17 protein-coding genes and 2 tRNA genes are annotated in these 20,143 nt (G+C 32.9%); 8 read left to right on the top strand and 11 right to left on the bottom strand.

All coding sequences use genetic code 11. The features are described from left to right. Positions 1-484: 484 nt before the first annotated feature. Positions 485-757: an HU family DNA-binding protein gene (locus AC1D0Y_RS28465; protein WP_098315415.1), complete on the top strand. Its 273-nt coding sequence runs from the start codon at positions 485-487 to the stop codon at positions 755-757. A gap of 185 nt (positions 758-942) precedes the next feature. Here AC1D0Y_RS28465 and manA read toward each other — a convergent pair whose 3' ends face one another. The 3 genes from manA to AC1D0Y_RS28450 form a co-directional block, all read right to left on the bottom strand. Beyond that, complete coding sequence (gene manA / locus AC1D0Y_RS28460; RefSeq protein WP_477708319.1) at positions 943-1,890, bottom strand: mannose-6-phosphate isomerase, class I; 948 nt, start codon at positions 1,888-1,890, stop codon at positions 943-945. A gap of 18 nt (positions 1,891-1,908) precedes the next feature. Further along, positions 1,909-3,864 carry a fructose-specific PTS transporter subunit EIIC gene (locus tag AC1D0Y_RS28455; RefSeq protein WP_477708318.1) on the bottom strand — a complete coding sequence of 652 codons (1,956 nt, stop codon included), beginning with the start codon at positions 3,862-3,864 and terminating at the stop codon, positions 1,909-1,911. Positions 3,865-4,011: 147 nt separating this feature from the next. After that, positions 4,012-5,967: a BglG family transcription antiterminator gene (locus AC1D0Y_RS28450; protein WP_477708317.1), complete on the bottom strand. Its 1,956-nt coding sequence runs from the start codon at positions 5,965-5,967 to the stop codon at positions 4,012-4,014. 820 nt (positions 5,968-6,787) lie between these two features. On the opposite strand from AC1D0Y_RS28450, the gene AC1D0Y_RS28445 reads away from it, so the two are divergent. Both AC1D0Y_RS28445 and AC1D0Y_RS28440 read left to right on the top strand, forming a co-directional pair. Next, positions 6,788-7,192, top strand: coding sequence for a hypothetical protein (locus AC1D0Y_RS28445; RefSeq protein WP_477708316.1), 405 nt, complete (start codon positions 6,788-6,790; stop codon positions 7,190-7,192). Between the two features lie 198 nt (positions 7,193-7,390). After that, positions 7,391-8,188 carry a PhzF family phenazine biosynthesis protein gene (locus AC1D0Y_RS28440; protein ID WP_477708315.1) on the top strand — a complete coding sequence of 266 codons (798 nt, stop codon included), beginning with the start codon at positions 7,391-7,393 and terminating at the stop codon, positions 8,186-8,188. A 61-nt stretch (positions 8,189-8,249) separates the two neighbouring features. Here AC1D0Y_RS28440 and AC1D0Y_RS28435 read toward each other — a convergent pair whose 3' ends face one another. Next, positions 8,250-8,615, bottom strand: a complete 366-nt coding sequence (locus AC1D0Y_RS28435; protein WP_477708314.1) for a DUF3888 domain-containing protein — start codon at positions 8,613-8,615, stop codon at positions 8,250-8,252. Between the two features lie 169 nt (positions 8,616-8,784). Between AC1D0Y_RS28435 and AC1D0Y_RS28430 the strand changes: the two genes are divergently transcribed. Both AC1D0Y_RS28430 and AC1D0Y_RS28425 read left to right on the top strand, forming a co-directional pair. After that, positions 8,785-9,339, top strand: a complete 555-nt coding sequence (locus AC1D0Y_RS28430) for a hypothetical protein (RefSeq protein WP_477708313.1) — start codon at positions 8,785-8,787, stop codon at positions 9,337-9,339. Positions 9,340-9,515: 176 nt separating this feature from the next. Next, positions 9,516-9,968, top strand: coding sequence for a hypothetical protein (locus tag AC1D0Y_RS28425; RefSeq protein ID WP_328175293.1), 453 nt, complete (start codon positions 9,516-9,518; stop codon positions 9,966-9,968). A gap of 480 nt (positions 9,969-10,448) precedes the next feature. On the opposite strand, the gene AC1D0Y_RS28420 is transcribed toward AC1D0Y_RS28425, so the two are convergent. The 5 genes from AC1D0Y_RS28420 to AC1D0Y_RS28400 form a co-directional block, all read right to left on the bottom strand. Continuing rightward, the gene (locus AC1D0Y_RS28420; protein WP_053215344.1) at positions 10,449-10,763 is read right to left on the bottom strand and encodes a PALP domain-containing protein; all 315 of its coding nucleotides are present in this window, start codon (positions 10,761-10,763) and stop codon (positions 10,449-10,451) included. Between the two features lie 15 nt (positions 10,764-10,778). Continuing rightward, positions 10,779-12,431, bottom strand: a complete 1,653-nt coding sequence (locus AC1D0Y_RS28415) for a Na/Pi cotransporter family protein (protein WP_047933899.1) — start codon at positions 12,429-12,431, stop codon at positions 10,779-10,781. Positions 12,432-12,879: 448 nt separating this feature from the next. Next, entirely contained in the window at positions 12,880-13,254 is a 375-nt protein-coding gene (locus tag AC1D0Y_RS28410) for a hypothetical protein (protein WP_047933901.1), read from the bottom strand. A 17-nt stretch (positions 13,255-13,271) separates the two neighbouring features. Continuing rightward, positions 13,272-14,453 (bottom strand): Alp7A family actin-like protein, encoded by a 1,182-nt coding sequence (locus AC1D0Y_RS28405; protein ID WP_047933903.1) that lies wholly within the window; start codon positions 14,451-14,453, stop codon positions 13,272-13,274. Between the two features lie 411 nt (positions 14,454-14,864). Next, a complete protein-coding gene (locus AC1D0Y_RS28400; protein ID WP_047933905.1) occupies positions 14,865-16,013 on the bottom strand; it encodes a tyrosine-type recombinase/integrase in 1,149 nt (382 codons plus the stop codon). A gap of 476 nt (positions 16,014-16,489) precedes the next feature. Between AC1D0Y_RS28400 and AC1D0Y_RS28395 the strand changes: the two genes are divergently transcribed. The 3 genes from AC1D0Y_RS28395 to AC1D0Y_RS28385 all read left to right on the top strand — a co-directional run bounded on the left by AC1D0Y_RS28395 (position 16,490) and on the right by AC1D0Y_RS28385 (position 19,538). Beyond that, entirely contained in the window at positions 16,490-17,461 is a 972-nt protein-coding gene (locus AC1D0Y_RS28395; protein WP_047933906.1) for a helix-turn-helix domain-containing protein, read from the top strand. Between the two features lie 650 nt (positions 17,462-18,111). After that, complete coding sequence (locus AC1D0Y_RS28390; RefSeq protein ID WP_029325486.1) at positions 18,112-18,417, top strand: hypothetical protein; 306 nt, start codon at positions 18,112-18,114, stop codon at positions 18,415-18,417. Next, positions 18,414-19,538: an FtsZ/tubulin family protein gene (locus AC1D0Y_RS28385; RefSeq protein WP_477708312.1), complete on the top strand. Its 1,125-nt coding sequence runs from the start codon at positions 18,414-18,416 to the stop codon at positions 19,536-19,538. Before AC1D0Y_RS28390 ends, AC1D0Y_RS28385 begins: the two co-directional genes overlap by 4 nt. 364 nt (positions 19,539-19,902) lie before the next feature. Here the strand turns inward: AC1D0Y_RS28385 and AC1D0Y_RS28380 are convergent. Together AC1D0Y_RS28380 and AC1D0Y_RS28375 are read right to left on the bottom strand one after the other, a co-directional pair. Further along, a tRNA-Glu gene (locus AC1D0Y_RS28380) sits at positions 19,903-19,974 on the bottom strand. A gap of 4 nt (positions 19,975-19,978) precedes the next feature. Next, positions 19,979-20,053, bottom strand: a tRNA-Asn gene (locus AC1D0Y_RS28375). Positions 20,054-20,143 lie beyond the last annotated feature (90 nt).

Here is a 20,143-nt window from a genome sequence, read left to right as displayed (position 1 = left end):
GAACAAGATCTGTTGTAAACTGATTCATAGGAAGACCTTCTTTCTTTGAATTGGTTGTGGTGACTTAATTCTACAAGAAAAGGTCTTCCTTTTTGTATTTATTCATTTACACAAGATATTTTACGCTCTCAAATTAATGTTATTTAACCACCTTTTGAGTTAAAAGGTATTAAATATTTATTAAATTAATCATTTTAAATTATATTTAATATTTATTATTTTTATCTAAATTTTTACTTTGGTAAGGTACTCAAGTATAAGCTTTCCTTAACTTCTAACTAAGAGAATTGTCTGTTTTTCATTTAATTAGTTTAAAAAGGTTAAATTGTATATTTTCAACATAATAAACATAGAAAGCATAATTGGATTTTAAAGGAGTTCTCCTTCCTTTTTACCAACCTTATTAAGTGACAAGTGTGGAAAAGCTATGATATGTTAGCATCTCTACATATTATTTGAAAATAAGAGAGTGAGGTGTTTAAATATGAAGAAAACTGAACTAGTAGATGCCGTTGCAACAAAATCAGAACTAACGAAACAAGATTCAAAAAAGGCTGTAGATGCGTTGTTTGAAACGATTTCTCATACGCTTGCCAAAGGAGAGAAGATTCAATTAGTTGGGTTTGGTACATTCGAAATACGTGAGCGCGCAGAGCGTACAGGTCGTAACCCTCAAACAGGTGAAGAAATGACGATTCCGGCAACTAAGATACCTGCTTTTAAACCTGGAAAAGAATTAAAAGAAGCTGTTAAATAATATGAACTATAACAACCCTTTAGAGCTTTGACTCAAAAGGGTTGTCTATTTTTACTGCTAGATTATTAATAAGTTGAATGTTGATTTTTTCTCTAAATATGTAATTCAGTTAGTGCTAATACCTATAGGTTTATATTTATTGCTAGTAACTTTATTAAATTTGCAATATGAACAAGCTTATTAGTTTATACATGCGAAACAATCAATTCACAGGTTCCACTTATCTCAAAATTTCTTGTCTTTGCAGGAAGGATAAAATGGCTACCTTTATTAAAGAAATAGTCTCCTTCTACGCTTCTAAGAGTTCCGTTTCCATTTATTACACTACACAACATAAAGGGTTTGTCCATTGTTAGAGAGGCTCTTCCATCTATTTTCCATTTGTGAACAGAGAAAAATTGATTTTCTATAAAAGTAGTAATGAGTATATCTTTATATTTCGATATTAGGAATTTATTATCTACATCTATGTGAGGAATTGTCGTAACATCTATTGCCTTTTCAAGATGTAATTCGCGTTTTCTTCCATTTTCATCTCTTCGTTCATAATCATAAACGCGGTATGTAGTATCAGAACTTTGTTGTGTTTCAAGTACAACTGTTCCTTCGCATAGAGCGTGGATAGTGCCACTGGGTACATAGAAAAAATCACCTGGTTTCACCTTTACTCGACGAAGTAACTTATCCCAATCTCCGTTTTCAATCATTTTAATGAATTCTTCTTTTGTTTTTGCATTGTGACCATATATCATCTCAGCACCTTCCTTACAATCGATGATATACCAACACTCTGTTTTCCCTAACTCTCCGTTTTCATATAGATTTGCATAGAGGTTATCAGGATGTACCTGTACAGAAAGATCTTGATTAGCATCTAAAATTTTTGTTAAAAGTGGAAAGGTATCTCCTCCATAGTGATCAAAAACTTCGGGATTTTCTCTCCAAACTTCATTTAAAGTTTTTCCGGAGAAAGGACCATTTTCAACAATAGATGGTCCATTTATATGTGCTGAAATCGCCCAGCATTCACCGGTTCTATCATAAGGGACTTTGTATGCGAATTTATCCTCTAATTCCTTTCCTCCCCAAATTCTTTCTTTGAATATAGGTGCAAAAAATAATGGTTCAGTCATGATTAATAATCCTCCAGTCTATACAATTTCGCTTAATAGTTTGTATGCTTCTTCTTTTGTTTGAACGGCTAATAACTGCTCTCTATACCTGTCATCCATAAGTTTTCGAGAAAGCATTTGAAGAATTTTTAAGTGTTCATTCTCTTCACTTTCCTTGGGTACAGCAATCATAAATATTAATTTTGCTTCTGTTCCATCAAGACTTTTCCAATCCACACCTGATTGTTTAATTCCAAATACTACACTTGGTTTCTTAACAGAATTCGATTTCCCATGGGGAATAGCAATATTCATGCCAATACCCGTTGTACTTTCTTGCTCACGATTCATAATTGCTTGCTTAAATTCTGCTTCAGAATGCAGAGTTCCTACATGAAGCAACTTTTTTATCATTTCATCAATAATGTCATCACGTGTTTCTCCTGTTAAATTAGTTTCAATAAGTTCTAAGCTTGTAATGTCCGTTAGTTTTTTTATTTCTACATTCTCTACTTGCTTGCTTTCTTTTTGAGTTTCTTGTTGTACGTGGGGCTCTTCTATTGTTGCTGAGACTTCCTTCATTTCTGCCACTTCTGATATATCCAATTTTGAAATATCTTTTTTTAATACATTTACTAAAATGGCAGTTACCATAGAACCGCCAATTACAGCAACAAAGAACATAAATACATTGTCTACTGCTCCTAATACAGCAACAATTGGGCCACCATGCGCTACTCTATCCCCTACATGACCAATCATTGCAATAACAGAACCTGTCATAGAACCAGCCATAACACTTGGAATAACACGGATCGGATCTTGTGCCGCAAATGGGATTGCACCTTCTGTAATACCAAATAGACCCATTGTAAAGGCTGCTTTACCCATTTCTCTTTCTGAAACTTGGAATTTTCTCTTTCTTAAGAACGTAGCAAGTCCCATTCCGATTGGTGGAATACAGATTGCTGCAGCGATTGGACCCATAATCTCATAATTTCCTTCACCGATCATTGCGGAACCGAATAAGAATGCAACCTTATTAACGGGACCACCCATGTCAAAAGAAACCATAGCACCTAAGATCAATGCTAGAAGAATTGAACTAGACCCTTTCATACCTGCTAACCAAGCTGTTAATGAATCAAATACTTGTGCTACAGGTGCACCAATAATCAACACAAATGCCAGACCTACAATGAGTGAAGCAAATACCGGAATAATGATGATTGGCATAATTGGTTGAATTGCTTTTGGAATTTTTATTTTCTTAATTCCTAATGCTATATAACCAGCTAAGAAACCGGCGATAATTCCCCCAAGGAATCCTGCACCACTTTCACTTCCATAAAAACTTCCTGTAGCTGCAATATATCCGCCAATCATACCAGGAACAAGTCCAGGCTTATCGGCTATGCTATATGCAATATATCCTGCTAAAATTGGAACCATGAATGTAAATGAAGCACCACCAATTTGTTCAATTGTTTTCCAAAAAGACGCGTCTGGAATAACTAAACCCTGGGGTGTTTTCTCACCTCCAAGGGTGACTGCTATCGCAATTAATAATCCGCCAACTACAATAAATGGGACCATAAAAGATACACCATTCATTAGATGCCGATATATCGGATTTTGCTTCTTTTGCTGGTTATTCTCTGCTACAGTTTTTGATTTTGAATGATAGACAGGCACATCAGCATTTCTTACTTTCTGAATTAATTCCTCGGGTTTACGGATTCCATCTTGAACCCCAACAACTAAAAGTCTTTTTCCTATAAATCTATCTTTATTTACTCCTCGATCTGCAGCGATAATAATACCGTCTGCTTCACGAATATCCTCTTCAGTAAGTTCATTTTCTACCCCTATTCCACCTTGGGTCTCAATTTTCATTTGAATCCCTAATCTATCTGCTGCTTTTTGTAAATTTTCTGCTGCCATATAAGTATGAGCAATTCCATTTGGACATGATGTAATCGCTAACAGTTTCATTATTAGTCCTCCTTAGTTTTTGTAAGCGCCTACAAATAATATATAACAATGTCATAAGGTCAAAAGTTTAGTTTTTTACCGTAAATTCCGGAAAAATTAATCTTTTACTTTATCAAATAAAAAAAGCAAGGCATCTATGCCTTACTTTTAATAATGTAGATAAGATAAGAACTTCATTACATTTGTTTCTGTAGTAAGTTTTTGAATAAAGGATGGTTGTTCACTTATAAAAGATAATTCTTGAAATAGTTGCTTTGTCATTTTCTGTTCCTCATTTTTTACAGCCAACATAAATACAAGGGTCACCTTTTCAGTTCCCCAATCAAGTGGTTCTTTTAATGTAGCAATAGCAATTGCTGACTGTTTAATAAATTTAGAGTTTGCATGAGGAATAGCAATACCTGCTCCAATGGTTGTTGCTGACATTTTTTCTCTCATAATGGCATGAACAGCATATTCTTTTTCCACATAACCTTTTTCATATAAGACTTTGGCTAACTTCTCAATTATCATATAACGATGTTCTACATCGTCTTGTAACGAAACTAAAAAAGGCGTTGTATAATCTAGCATAGAAAACGCTGTTTTTTCTTGACGAACTGGTTCATCAAATTGTTTGATGAAATCTTCTAGTTTTTTTTCTTCTGTATATTCCAATAATGGCGATACAATAAGGTGAGGGATTTTCACCCCCGAGATGGATGTGGTAGAAATAACAAGTTCTACGTCCTGATGTTTTGTTAAATAATCTTCTAAATCATCTTTAGAAATACAGTCCATAACATAAATTTGATGGAATTTCCGTTCAATCTTTGTCCGTAATAACTGTGACATTCCGATTCCCATATGACACACTATGATTACATTCTTTTGCTTTTGCCTATTACTATCCAAACGTTCAATAGATGCTTGAAAATGTAATGTAAGATATGCTGCTTCTTCTTCTGGAATAAAAAGATCAAATAATTGATTAATTTCTCCTAGAACATCAATTACTATATCAAACATGTGGGGATACATCTTTTTAATGTCATTTAGCATTGGGTTTGAGACAGAAAGATCATAATTAATACGATTTAAAGTTGTATATAAATGTATTTTTAAGCCGTTTTTCAAAATTTGATCTTTATTAAAGTCTAACGCATTTAGCTCTGATACTCGATAAATTAAATGACATAGAATTTTAAAAAGCACTGAATTTTCTTCACTAATTATATCTAAATCCCATGATGCATCATTTTTTTGATAACGAACCTTGCCACCTAATATATGCAATGTTAAATACACTACTTCTTCTTCTGAGAAGTGTATAACGAAAAATTTTTCCAATCTCTCAAGAAATTCATATGTCCAATTGTATTCTTTTTTCTTCTGTAGAACAGTTATTTCTCTTTTAGAAATAGAAATAGATTGCTTTAATTTTGTCCTTCGAATCATCATCAGTGTATGTAATAGTAGACTTTCGAGCGTATCATCTGTGAAATATAAAGAATGACGCTTTTGTAATACTTTTAATTCACTTGCTATAAATTCTACCTCATGATACAAAAACTGCTTTTTAATAAATTGATTTGTAATGCTAGGATTATTAATCAAATCTAATATTCTAGTCAATGCTTTTCTTTTATTTTTTTCAGTTCCTTCGATTATTAAACCTATTCTTTGTTTTGAAACTAGTGCTAAACTAAAGCGCCTTAACCATTTTTCAATTTTATTTAAGTCTTTCTTTATTGTAGATCGATTTAAAAAATATTGATCAGCAAATTCTTTTGCTGTAACTGGCTGTACATTCATTAATAAATCATAAGCAATTTGCAGAATTCTTTCTTCATCAGATTGATACTTCGGCTCCTCCTTTACTGTATGGAGCTCATTACATAAACGCACTTTTTCATGTTCCTCTATATCTAAGTAAACACCTAATCCCGGTTTTCGAGTTAGATGAGCATCTGAATAATCATTAAGATAATCTTCAATTATTTTCAAATCATTACGAATCGTTTTTTCAGAGCAATTTACTCTATCCGCAAAATCTTGTACTAATGAATACTTATCAGGTTCAGATAACAACAGATATAAAATTTCTTTTTGCCTTGTGTTCATCAGTTCCACCTGTTTCTTTTATTCTTTTTAACCTCATATATTACTAGGTTTAATTCTTTATTAAAGAGCACTTTAATCTCTCCTCTAAAAGATGCTTGAGACGATGTATTTTATGAAATTTGGCTTATAATAAAGTTGCATAGCGTATCACAAAAAACCCATACTAATAAACACAAAAAACCCCAATAAAGTCTATCCTCCTAGGAATCTCATTTCTCTCATTTTTTTGAGCATAATGTTTTAAAAATCATATTATCTCTTTTGTTGTTATCATAGATAGAGTTTTCCCAAGTTGTTTCTCAATTTCTTCTCCTTCCCTTTCAATAATCGTACCTACCCATTTTCCTTCTTTATTTTCAGCTTCAATTACTGTACTAATTAAACATAAAATTACAGAATTATATAGTCGATATAAATATGGAACACATTCATATAATCTAATACTAATCTATACTTAATTAAATTATTTGCTCTAATAGGGAAAAAGGTAACTTCTGTTATGAAAAGAAAAGTCTTTACTCCTGCTGAAAAAATTTAATTATTATTCGTTCTCCAATCTTCTCCACTGTAGATTCACCTGCTAGTTGAAGCTAATAAAATCTTTTTCGTATATCTTTAATCAGTGTTTAAAAACGCTTTCATTTTGCATGTTCATTATATTATTATAGATATTTTTAAATGTCTATGCTTTTAGTAAAAGTAATATAGACATTTTTTGTTTCCTAGAATATCTGTTATGTTAACTAATAATGTATGGAGTATACAATATAGGAACTTTGTTTTTTGTGTAGAATTAATACTTGGAAAATGGTGAGTATAAATGAAATATGGCGAGAACGAATTCACGTTACAGCTGAGAAATAGAATTAATGAAATTGAACAACAGCTAAGAGATATTACGATTAAACTTGAACAAATATATACTTCTTTATTTAAGGAACAAAACTTAGATCTTTATATTAAGTTTGAGGTTACGAATAGTGATTTGTTCGAATCAGGTTATGAATCTGCCATAATTATATTTATCAATGATGATACAGAAGGAGATATGTTTAGTTTTTACAACGTAATAGTTTGGAAATGTAATCGTACATTCCTTGGTATAAGGACTTCGAAAAAAATCTTTGGAAGTAAGGTAATTGGGGATTTAGTTGATCAGCCAATTAAAGATATAAAATTTGAACTTGAAACACATTTAAAAGATTTTTTAGAACTTCCGGATTAACTGCTTTTTTGTTGAAATATTTTAACAGTGTTTTTCAAACCGTCATTAAAAATTATAATCACCTGTAATCATATTATGCGGACAGCAAATATAAGGTATAGTTAATGTATTTTTCTGCTTCTTAGTATCAAATAAAGGTAATTATATTGACTTGTTGAACTCTTATGTTAACTGGTAGTTAAAGGAGTGATACTAAACGTGAGTACCTATTTATATCGAGTAAATGCTTTTTCGCAAGATTTAACTTCAGGTAATCCAGCTTATGTGATTCGGTTAAGTAGTCCAATTCAAAAACAGGTTATGCAAGGGATTGCTAAGGAGTTAAATCTACCTATTACAGCTTTTCTCTTAGAGCAACAGTGTAACATTTATGAGTTAAGGTGGTTTACTCCTTCAGAAGAGATAAAATTGTGTGGGCACGGTACATTAGCAGCTGCGCATATACTTTGGGAGGAAGGTGTTATAGAGGTCCACCACCCTATTACATTTACGACAAAATCCGGTCATTTGAAAGTGGAAAAAGTAAAAAAAGGGATTCAATTAGCTTTCCCCACTGATGCACCTATCCCCATAGATATTACACCTACCATCCAACAGTTAGTAAACGTACCTATCTTAAAGGCTGCCCAAAACAGTGATCGATACATTATTGAAGTAGCAGATGAAGAATCATTGAAAGGACTTGTACCTAATTTAGACCTTCTTTCTACACTGCCCGTTACGGGTTTAGTTGTAACAAGCCCTTCAACTAGGTATGATTTTGTTTCTCGTTATTTTGCTCCTAGAATTGGAGTAGAAGAAGATTTTGTTACTGGTTCAGCGCATTGTGGTCTAGCTCCTTATTGGAGCCAAAGACTAAATAAAAAACAATTATATGCTTTCCAATCTTCTGAAAGAGGTGGAGAGTTATTCATTGATTACCAAGATGATTTAACTTACATAACTGGTAAGGCTATTACTATTTATAAGAGTCGTTTCAATGAATTGTTACTCTAAGGAAAAAAATTCACCAATAGAAAAAAGCGTTAGAATCAATTCTAACGCTTTTATTTACCCATTATCCTTCCACTTTGAGAACCTTGACATTATTTGTTATGGAAAAGGTAATCACCACGGGTCCTTCAGGTGGATTATGCGGGCCTGTAAACGTATCGTATTTCGCCTTTACCACGAAATCATAGTTCGAAGACCCACTCGATATACGCTTCACGCTCAAAATTTCCGCATTCCACAAACTATAACTRCGATCAGGGTATTTCTTTCGAATGGCTTTCTCCGCATAGGGGTTCAGTAGCATCAAAAAGGCATCATAGAAATCCGTATGCTTCTGCTTAATAGAGGGTTGTGGAGTAGCTTCTGTATAAGTGGCCATGCCTCCTRTTAACCATATGGCAAGAGCCGTGGCCATTAGTAATCGTTTCATATTTTATCCTCCCCTTACTKGTTTCAGCTAGTTTCCCCGCAAGAAWAAGGATGATACGGAGYGTCTAAAAGTAGGAAATTCTTCTACAATTTAAGTGATAATTAAATGCATTTTTAATTTATTATGTTATTTTCAAGTAAACAATTAAATAAAAAAGGCTGGGTTTACTATGGACAAAAAATTCGAAATAAAAATCTTAAAGCAACACTGGATGGATGAAAAGTTCAAAGATGAARATCTATGTTCTCACGGAGAAATTTATCTAAGTGTTAATAAGGTGATTATTACACAATCCGGATTAGATGAAGAGTGGGGAATTAATGAATCTGCTTTAGCTTTACTAAGAACGCTTGATAAAGATTATATTTGTGAACCTAATAGTGAGGAAGGACTAATTTTTCACGGCTGCGGTGCAATTTTAATGATGGGTTGCCCTATTTCGATTCATTGGAGTGTAAAGCATTGTGGTGATGAAGTYATTTTRTCTGATTTTGTCAAATTCACTACTACTAATCCACGGATTGGAAATATAAAATACAAGGGACTTAGGGTTAAATTAAGTAAAAAAGAATATACAGATGAAATAATCGCTTTTTCCCTAGAAGCGAAAAAACTATTTGATAATTCAAGAGAGAAAATAATAAATGATGACTTTGATAAAGAGATGTATACAGAGTTTTGGAACGAATACAATTATTTATTGAAAAATTCTTTATCTAAATAAATTTTGTATATGGTTAAGAAATTACCTTTTAATAAAAAACACTGCCGATAAGCAACATTGGGTTAAATTTTATGAAGGCTATTTGAAAGGAAATTATAAATTGAGTTTGGTAACTTATTTAGCTACTAATTTTATTTTACCCTTTACTGAAGATGATGATAAAAATGGAGGTCTTTATGAAAAATGCYCTTAATTGTTCAGTAACTATTAATCTAGATGGTGGAGATGGGGAAATTATTGTTTCAGATAAGAATCAAACTTTGATCATTTCTATTGGGCTTTCTGCTATAACATTGCGCAATTTCTTTTCTGACYTGAGTGATTTATATACATATAAGAAGACTAAATTTAAGTTAGAGCATTATGGGAGTGCTGATTATTATTTATTTGTTAGGGATTCGAACGTGATAAGAATCGAGGAGGTAAGAAAACCTGGAGGCAGGGATATATATAAATTTAATCTTATGGACTTTCTCCTTACATTTGAGAAAGGATTCCAGAAATTCTTTGCAAAGCTGAAAAAAGACGGAGTGCTTCCTTTAGATGATGGTATGGATGACTTTATGTACCCTGTAAATAAAGATGTTACGGATTCATTTAATAGTTTCTCCAAAAACTTAAAGAAATAATTGATATACAGAAAAGTTCTAGAGTATTAACTCAAGAGTTTTTTTATACATTAAACTTATTTCATTAAGTAAATACTAAATTACTTCATATATTATTAATGTTTTACTCTTTACTCTAATTGACGACAAATTGTGAGTTTTTCTACAATTGATATAAAGTATGAAACTATATTTTATAAAATACGTTAGATATCACTTAATAATATGGTGATAAGTGATAAGTGATATCTAACATAACTTGTTCCATATTAATTAAGATTATATATGATATACAGTACAAAAAGAGGAACCTCTTGACGAGGTAACAAGAGGTTCCTGAACTATTACAAGGATTTATATATGGCTTTGAATAGTTTTGTAATCTAAGAAAGTTGCTTGTAGTGTATTTTAATAAATTGCAGCCATATTATCTTCAGAATGATATTCCTTTAAAGCATCTGTATCTTTTAAAATATTTCCTGTTAGAATGCATAATGCAGTCTAAGCCTTATCAATCTTCTTCTCATCAACTAGCTTTTTCAACCCAGCAACTTTAGCTACAGAGGCTGGTTCACATCCAATACCCCTTTTATCTATAATAGCTTTTGCATTCATAAATTCAATTTCTGAAACTGAAACAGTAATTCCATTCGTTTCTTTTAGAGCATGTTGCGCATTCTTCCAACTTGGTGAATTTCCAATATTCAATGTAGAAGCTCTGGTATATGGAGATACATCAGGTATAAGTTCTTTCATTTTTTGATCTATCATTTGGTGAAACGGACTTGCCCCTTCTGCTTGTACAATTGCAATCATCGGAAGTTTATTCCATCAATCCGAGTGTAAATAGTTCTTAGATTCTGGATTAATTATAGATTCCGCAATGTTAACAGAATGGTCTGCTATTCTCTCTAAATTGCTAATAATGTCAACAAAAACAATTCCCGCATCTCCAGAGCATTTTCCTTCATTTAATCGCATAATGTGTTTCTTTCTTAGAACTCTCTCCATTTTATCTATTTTTTCTTCATAAGATATAACATTTTTTGCTAATGAAGCATTATTTTCAAAAAAAGCTGTATAAGCTGTTTTTAAAGTTGATATAGTTAAATCGTACATTTCATTTAATTCAGTTATTTCATCATTTGACAGACAAACTTTCTTATTTATTTTGTAGTCCACTAGTTCAACGACGTTTTCCATATGATCGCCAATTCTTTCAATATCTCGAATCGCATCGGCTATATTTGAAAACTCGTCTCTTTCTTTAACAGACAATGATTTTGCAGAGATATCTAATAGATAATTTGTAATCTTTTTATCTAAATTATTGATACCTTTCTCATACTGAAGAGCATGTTCTGCATGCTTTTTATCACTTGTTTTTAAAAACTGAAATGCTTCATTCAATCCAGTTACTGAAAAATCACTCATTCTTTTCAATTCTTCTTTAGCCTGACCTAATGCGATACCAGGTGAGTGTTCAATTAATATTGGATTTAAATGTTGTGGTTTCGTATCTATAAATTCATCTTCACCAGGAATTAGTTTTGTAACTAACCATGCTAAAGCGAAAATAAATGGAAACTGAATAATTGTATTCGTTACATTAAAAGTTCCGTGTGCAAAAGCTATGGTCATTTCTGGGTTAAGATTTAGTGCGTTCTGTAAAAAAGTTATAAAACTTGTGAAAGGTATTAGAATGATTAGAAAGATAACGGTTCCAAATAAATTAAATAATACATGGACAAACGCTGCTCTTCGTGCAACTATCGATGTTCCAATAGATGCGAGTACTGCAGTTATTGTTGTACCGATATTATCTCCGAATAAAACAGGTAAAGCTGCATCTAGAGTTAAGGCATTCTGTGAAAATAGTTCCTGCAATATTCCAATTGTCGCACTTGAACTTTGTACAATAATCGTAAAAATCGTTCCAATGACTACACCTAAAATAGGACTATTTGCCATGCTTACAGTTAAGTCTTGGAATACTTCTAGTGATCGTAATGGTTTCATTCCACCACTCATCAACTCTAGACCGAAGAAAAGTGTTCCAAATCCAAAAACAACTTGACCAATTGAGGTAATCTTTATATTTTTGAAAAAGAAAATAAGAATTGAACCGAGTGCAATGATAGGTAAAGAATATGCGCCAATATCAATACCTATAATAAAGGCTGTTACTGTCGTTCCTATATTAGCACCCATTATGACACCAATAGCTTGTCTTAATGTCATAAAACCTGCACTAACTAATCCAACCGTTAAAGCAGTTGTTCCTGAACTTGATTGTATGAGAACAGTGACAAGGAGCCCAGCTAAAACACCCATAAAAGGATTTGTTGTAAATCGGTCTAATATATCTTTTAGACGGTCTCCAGATACCGACTGTAATCCATCTCCCATATATTTTATCCCAAATAGGAAGATCCCTAGCCCCCCTATAAATTGAAAGATCATTTCTTGATAGTTTATATCCAAAGTTATATTCACTCCTATTTTTAAATTTCGACAAATCCTTTGATATCATAATTTAAGATAGGAATTCACATGATTTTTGAAAATATTTACAGGAAATTCACAATCGTTTTTTCTAGGCATGGTGCAAAAAATATTCGATAGAACATAAAGGGTCAATTTCCTTTCATTCTATTCACCCACATTCTTTCTAGTCTTTTATTCTATTAATATGAGGGTTACTACTAAATTATACGAAATTAAATAGACTACGTTTCCTTCGTAGATGTTAAGTGACAAAAAATACCTTTTTCTACAAAATAGATACTAAATGAAACTTATTCTTATAAAAATTTTGTAGATTTGACGAGTGTATACGATTTTTTATAAGAATATTTGTGTTCCATTTTAATTTTAAAATTAAGTTTTATTACAATAAAGAAAGCCACTAGATGTACTAGTGGCTTTCCGTTTAAAAATCGCTATATTCTTCTAAATCATCATCGTCTAATGAGCCAGATACTTGTTCTAAATCCGCAATCTTTCCTTCTTTAATTTGATGACCTTCTGAAGGTTTTTCTTCTTTATCATCCGGTTTGTTATTAAAACCATTCGTTTGCGCTAATTGTTTGAGCTCACGTAATTCGCAATTAATTTGTTCCAGGAGCTCTTCTGTTTTGCGGCCCGTTTCTAACTGGTCGGACGATGAACGATGGAGATCACGAACAATTAAAGAAGAAATATAATCCCCTAATTTCCGAGACTTGGCGTATTTTGCGAGTACGTCATAGACTTCATTACTTAACTTATTAGTTTTAATGGTAAATGCGTTCTGACGCTCTGACATGGGTATCACCTACGCTGTTAGGATTTAACGGCTTTCTTCTCGGCTTGTTTCTTCTGAAGATAACCAATGCTGCGAATCTCTAAGCCGAATAAATTTAAGTGACGGCTATCCTCTGGCACTTTATGATATTTTTCTGTTCGTTCTTCGCCGATCTTCTCACCCATACTATTCATAATGGCTACTTCTAGTGTAGGAGCGACACCCCCACAATATACGTATTTACGTAATTTATTCGCTGGCGGCGGAGCCACATCATTCAACTTAGCCAGTAAAATCTCCACATATTCTTTTAAGGAAGACTTAATTTGAACAGTTAAATCAATTGATTCACCTGTGTTTTCATTTTTTAATTCAAACTTTTGTTTGCTGTAGTTATCTAAAATAAATTGATCAAAAGCACGTAGATCGGTAAACAACTCTGGGAATTTCTCTTTTCTTAACTTATCGATATGTGCTAAATATGGAATACCCTCGATACTTTGGAATGATTCACGGCTGTTCGCAGCTTTTAATCCCTCAGGTAAGATTACGACATCAATTGATCCTCCACCGATATCGACCATTACAGTTTCACATTCCACATATTCATTGGCATCTTCACGGTCTTGAAGCGTTAAGTCTTTCTTTAACGCAAAGCGAGCGATTTCACCTTCTTTTAAGCAAGAACTTTCTTCCACATACACCTTTAATTCTCTTTCAAATCCTGGTGTATGGACGTGGAAAGTGTGATCACCTACAAAGCGATTGGCCATGGCTTTTTGCGCTTCTCCGAAAGTACTTTCTTTTTTGAGTAACCAGATTGGTAACATTGTAGAGAAATAGTCAATTTCAATACTAGTATCCTTTTGATCTTTTGCATGCAACGCGTTGTAGTAGGCAATTGCAGCTAAAAATGTCACGTATGGAATATGGCTTGTTATTTTATTATGTAAACGATTGATGTGATTGTTAGCTAATTGTTGGCTTGCTGCAATGTCGCCGACTAAGAAATAACGTTCTTTTTCTTCGTCTCCAATAGTTGTAGAAAGCAAGATACGCTTTTTAAATTCTTCTGGTGCTGTCACCGCATCTGTAAAGAATGAATCAGCAGCATCCTTTTGGAGTTCTACTACGTTGGTTGGAAAATCAAATAGGTACCCATCAATAATATTCATATCAACGGAGTTTCCACAGTCTTTATTAAAACGTGAAATTTTCATCTCTATACACCTCATTTTTTAAGTTGAACTTCTGTTGAACTAATTATACATAAAAAAAAGAGGTTATACAATCTTTTTAGGTGAACTTATTTATCATCAAAAACTTACATATATCAACAATCATGTTTATTTAGTTGATCTTACCTTGAGACGTAAATTAAATTAGGATAAGAGGAATCATGTTAATAAGAAGGTACTAAGTGGCTTATAATGAAAAATACTATGTGTTGACTACATAACCATCACATCAAGTATTTTCATACATCTAAAAAGAAAAAAGGAACACAAAAAACCCGTTCTTATTTAAAGAAATAAAATTTGCTACAATAGAAAAACTAACAACAAAAGGTTCTATTTAAATCTTTATATAGACCATTCAAGCACACTTGGGTAATTCCATACATACAGTAATTAGAAATCTTGTTCCTTCCACATTAGCCCAATTTCTTGTTCGCGCTGCAAAACCTTCTCCAGGTAACGCTCTGTTGTCTTACGATCACTGTGACCTAGTTCCTTTTGAATTAAAAAGATATCTGCTCCCTGCTGCCTACTGTAAATGGCATAAAAGTGACGAAAATAATGGGGCGTAATCCTGTCAGCTCGTTCTTTCACAAAAGGTAACTCTGTTCGTTCAATGATACGCACAATATAATTACTTAAGTTTTTATAGTGATAATACTCTCCATCTTTGCTCGGAAATAATGGGCCTTGATCACTCGTATTTAAGGCTGTACTGACATTACGTCTTGCTCTAAAGGCAAGAATTCGTTCATATAGGGATGGATGAAGTAACTTATCAAATTTCTTTCCACCCTTGCCTACTCCTCTTAAGCGATAATGCCCACTTAAGCTGTCTAGATATACATCTCCCCATGAAGCATTGGCTATTTCTTGTACACGTAATCCTGTCATAGCCAACATGGTTAACAATCCATGGTTGATGGGATGGTCTTTATAATAGTCTAGGATCTGCTTAACTTCATGATAGTACAAATCTCGATTTGGAATTTCTTGTTCTGATAGTGATGTGCTCAAAATTTCTTTATGCAACGGATACTGAATATACTTCGTTTCATGTAACCATTTCATAAAACTTTTTAAAATCGTCATTTTAGCATCTAAAGTTGCGGGTGAATAAGGTTTACCACCCTTACCTAACAATGCAGTACTTAAATACATTTGATAATTCCTTATGTGCCAAGGTCTTAGATTTTTAAAAATCGTTTCTTCTATATAATGGTCTACATCTTGTCGTAAGAATGACTCACTTTCTATTGCATACTGATAAAACTGCAATAAGATCCGTAAGTACTCTACTTTTGTGTTCTCTTTTCGTTCTCGATTCTTTCGGATATGCTTTCGTTGATGAACATAGTAGTACATCATGTCTTCGTCTGTAAAATTGCTAAACATGCCTTCGTTTTTTCGCTGGTGATGCTCATTTCTTTCTTCTAAAGCATCATAGTATGTAGTATTCAACATCAACGAAACAACTTTATGGAAATTCTCTTTTCTCTCACGTATCTCCGTTCCTATATTCATTAAAGATATATTTTGCATAAAACCTCTCCTTTCAATAATCCCGTTTTCTTATTCATATTTCTCTTTAGTGTTAAGGTAGTTTCTTCTCTACTTAAGATTATGTATCAATTTATGTGTATGTAAAAAGCAAGGGACTTCTAACAGTGGTGATAACGTTCATAACAAATTTAAAAGTGAAAAAATACTAGTTTAATATTAATTATTACTACAGTTAAGTACGCATTGAAATTTATTTTTTAGAGATATTACTTCTTTATTTTATATTATATAGAAGTAAAAGTGAAAACTTACTTTTTATAAAAATAGGATAAAATTTATATCATTTGTAGAAAAATGATCCATTTGTCGTCATTTAGAGTTATTATTAAAACATTATTTTTTATAAGTTAGTTTTACCATTTACACTTATAATACAATAACTTTTAAACTTTAATCTTATTTAAATATGATATAATACATTATTAGTTAATAGAAAAATATAAGGAGTGTGCATTATGATTGATAACCCCAGTAAAATCATTACCATTGAAGACGTGATGGAGATGTTAGCTATTTCATCTAAGAAAACAATTTATACATATATCCAGCAAGGAAAACTACATCCGATTAATAAAGATGACTGGCATATCGAAGGTCGTTATGAATTTGATCTAGTAGATGTGGTTCGGTTAAAAGAAGAATTAAAAAAGCCAGGACTTACGACAAAAGAAGTAGCGCAGCAACTGGATGTATCCGTTACAACGGTCAATAAGTATATTAAGCAAGAATTATTACCAGCGTTCCAAGAAGAATACCGAGGAATCAATTGTTATTTTATCCATGAAGAAGAGTTAGAAGTATTTAAGCGCACGCATGAAATCGGTCGTAAACCGAGTAAGCGTCATTTTTATCATGCCGAACAAAATATTGCTTTATTTCAGCTTTTTGTAAAGAAAGACGAGGAAAAGGAGCAACTTGCCCGTATCATCTCCGTAGAAGATCCGATTATGGCTGTTACAGAACAACATGAGGAGTTAACATTAGAGGAATTAATTGACCGAGGCTTTGAAGCAGCCTATACCATTGAGTCGAAAAAAATGATTACCAAAGAAGGCTATGCTACGTTTACCTTTAAGCAAACAGCTTATGCAAAATCACATCTTTATAAGCTCATGGATTTATTTTATCAATACCTAAGCCCGGCCAATATGAGGATTACACCTCAAGAAGAGAAAGAGCAATTTTTGATTGAAATTAAACCCATATTACTGAACGAATCCTCACACGAACTTATGGAGTTATTAGAGTCTGTTCTTGTCTCAGGTAAAATTAACAAGCGTAGCCGTGGCATTTATGTTGATAGCGATTTAGAAGTGGTACGAGTCAAAGTAACAAGTGATTTGAAAGAAGAATTGCAGCAAAAAGCGAAAGAATTAGGTAAACGAAGCATTGAAGAATTGTTACTATATGCTGTACAAAAATTATAAAATGAAATAAGAAACGTTCAACTTTAACATGGCAAGCCAATAAAAAGAGGCTTGTCTTTATCTATACCATGAAATAAAAAAGTTTAATACATTATCTTCTCATTATTGGGACTTTAGAAAGTAGATTAATCCTTCTGATAGATTAATTCACCTTCAATTTGATTTTAGCTATATTTCAAATATTTCTTCATACCTTCTGAATTTAAGTGCAACTTATTGGTCATTCAATACAAAGTTCAGTACTCTAGAAACTTTTGTTTTATTACTATGTAAAGTTAGCTACTACAATAAGTGTTATAAGTTAAAAAAGAGCATAAACCCGTTGGTTTCCAACAAGTGTATGCTCTTTTTTAATATGATTTTTAACAGTTATTTATTCTTTTAGTTCTCTCATAAATAATTCAAAGTATACGATTCCGATGCAAAACTGGGAAATGTGTCATAAGGATTTTCTAATATACATATGGATAGTGATGTAGCGATATTGTTACTCAGTGATACTTGATGCGCAATGAAAATCAGTGAGTTTATATAGATTCACATGAACTTTTATTGCATAGAAAAAACCATCGAAAGTATCTGAATGACAAAAAAAGCTAATAAACTACTTAAATATCTATGACGTACATTTTAGAGAAAGGAGTATCTATATGAGTGACTACTTTGAGGAGGTAATGAGGAAACTGACTATTGAAGATGTTAGCATTCTGGGATGGTTATTTCAGAATGAAGCAAACGCTGTGTTTAAAGCGATAAAGAAAAGTAGTATTGCAGATGAGTTTGAATATTCAACAGCTAACTTTCGTAAGACACTCAACAAGCTTGAAGCTATCCATTTCATAGGAACTGTTACTGGAGGAAAAGAACATAAATTGTATCTAACAGAATACGGTCAACAAGCTGTACAACAGGCCATACTTCAAGGAGAAGAAAATGAGGGGGTTAAGGAAATATGATAGGTATTGTAGGAATTGGTGCTGCAGGTGGGAATATAGCTGATTTAGCATTTGAAAATGGTATTAATGCTGTTGCATTGAACTTTTCAGAACGTGATTTGGAGTCATTAGATTTTGTAGAAGAGCGTCTAATGCTTATAGGTAGCGAAGGAGTAGGAAAAAATCGAGATGAAGCTATTAATCTTATGGTCGATAAAAACTGGGAAAGGGCACTGAAGTTTATTAAAGAGAACTTTTCAACACCTAGTACTGAAATTATTATGGTTTGTTTTTCTGCAGGTGGTGGCTCTGGTGGTGGTATTGGACCGATGCTTGTGGATCTTCTTGCTCAGGAAATGGATGACAAAGCAATTGTAGCTGTTCCTATCTTACCCGATACTACAGAAGCATTGGTTCATCAAGTCAATGCACTGTATGTTACTGAAGAGCTTTCACGTCAGGACCTTTGTGTATTACCTATTGATAACGAGCAGGTGAAAAAGAAAAATCCGAATGCAGGAAAAGCTAGAATCTTTAAAGAAACAAACGAAACATTTGTGAACTTAATTAGTACTCTTCCTAAATATACGGATAGACACTCTAAGCATGGTGTTTTAGATAAGAAAGACTTACGTACAATTTTTTCAACAAAAGGAATTTCTGCCATTTCATCTGCAAAAATAACAAAATTAGATGAAGGGCAAGCAGATATTAGTAATGAGGGTATTACAGAAGTAATTAAAAAATCATGGGAAAACTCAATCTTTGCACCACTTGAAATGCAAACTATACCAAAAGCAGGAATTATATATGAAGGTCCACTAGACTTATTTACGATAGATTCAGCCCAACTATTTAGTTCCTTTAAGGGGGGAGAGCCAACCCATCTATTTGAAGGAACCTATGAAAGTGATCATGCAAAGGTAACAACAATCTTATCAGGAATGCCTTATTATTCTACCCGATTAAAAACTATTGAAGAAAAAATTGAAGCACAACAGAAGGTAAAAGAGGAGTTATCTACCATAGAAACAGGTTATGAATCTAAGTTGAAATTGCCTAAGGCTTCTCATAAGAAACCACTACCTAGAAATAAAAAGAAGGCAATCAATTCAATTTTAGATAAGTATCAGAATCGTTGAGCATTTTTAGTATATCTATGAAGACAAACATATATATATAAGATGCACTTTTTATAGACTCTTTGTTTACACAGATGTGGAGAGATCACCTTTATGAATCACTTGAAACCCTTACTGCCACAAGGGTTCTTTTTTGTAGAGTGTTCCAGAAAAAGTTGTTGTTTAAATTGGAAATAAGTATGTAAACATTTGGTATAGAAGAATCTGAGTATAAGAATATACTTCGTATTTGTTACTCTAATATCAAAAAATTTTCTAATTAACATTTTTGCTATGAAACGATATAAATTCTATATTAATTAAAATCAATAATTTATCTCCTACAAATAAAAAAGCAGTTTGCATATGCAAACTGCTTTTAAGATGACCCGTACGGGATTCGAACCCGTGTTACCGCCGTGAAAGGGCGGTGTCTTAACCGCTTGACCAACGGGCCAATATGGCTCCACAGGTAGGACTCGAACCTACGACCGATCGGTTAACAGCCGATAGCTCTACCACTGAGCTACTGTGGAATATGGTGGGCCTAAGTGGACTCGAACCACCGACCTCACGCTTATCAGGCGTGCGCTCTAACCAGCTGAGCTGCTCTAACCAGCTGAGCT

Source organism: Priestia sp. P1_B12_1 (assembly GCF_056406695.1).
This window is presented reverse-complemented; position numbering and strand designations above follow the sequence as displayed.

Bases quoted from the DNA above. Each gene is read 5' to 3' on its own strand.
- AC1D0Y_RS28410 (WP_047933901.1), bottom strand. From the start codon at position 13,254: ATGTCAGAGCGTCAGAACGCATTTACCATTAAAACTAATAAGTTAAGT.
- AC1D0Y_RS28420 (WP_053215344.1), bottom strand. From the start codon at position 10,763: ATGATTGCAATTGTACAAGCAGAAGGGGCAAGTCCGTTTCACCAAATG.
- manA (WP_477708319.1), bottom strand. From the start codon at position 1,890: ATGACTGAACCATTATTTTTTGCACCTATATTCAAAGAAAGAATTTGG.
- AC1D0Y_RS28395 (WP_047933906.1), top strand. From the start codon at position 16,490: ATGATTGATAACCCCAGTAAAATCATTACCATTGAAGACGTGATGGAG.
- AC1D0Y_RS28455 (WP_477708318.1), bottom strand. From the start codon at position 3,864: ATGAAACTGTTAGCGATTACATCATGTCCAAATGGAATTGCTCATACT.
- AC1D0Y_RS28405 (WP_047933903.1), bottom strand. From the start codon at position 14,453: ATGAAAATTTCACGTTTTAATAAAGACTGTGGAAACTCCGTTGATATG.
- AC1D0Y_RS28385 (WP_477708312.1), top strand. From the start codon at position 18,414: ATGATAGGTATTGTAGGAATTGGTGCTGCAGGTGGGAATATAGCTGAT.
- AC1D0Y_RS28400 (WP_047933905.1), bottom strand. From the start codon at position 16,013: ATGCAAAATATATCTTTAATGAATATAGGAACGGAGATACGTGAGAGA.
- AC1D0Y_RS28465 (WP_098315415.1), top strand. From the start codon at position 485: ATGAAGAAAACTGAACTAGTAGATGCCGTTGCAACAAAATCAGAACTA.
- AC1D0Y_RS28390 (WP_029325486.1), top strand. From the start codon at position 18,112: ATGAGTGACTACTTTGAGGAGGTAATGAGGAAACTGACTATTGAAGAT.
- AC1D0Y_RS28445 (WP_477708316.1), top strand. From the start codon at position 6,788: ATGAAATATGGCGAGAACGAATTCACGTTACAGCTGAGAAATAGAATT.
- AC1D0Y_RS28450 (WP_477708317.1), bottom strand. From the start codon at position 5,967: ATGAACACAAGGCAAAAAGAAATTTTATATCTGTTGTTATCTGAACCT.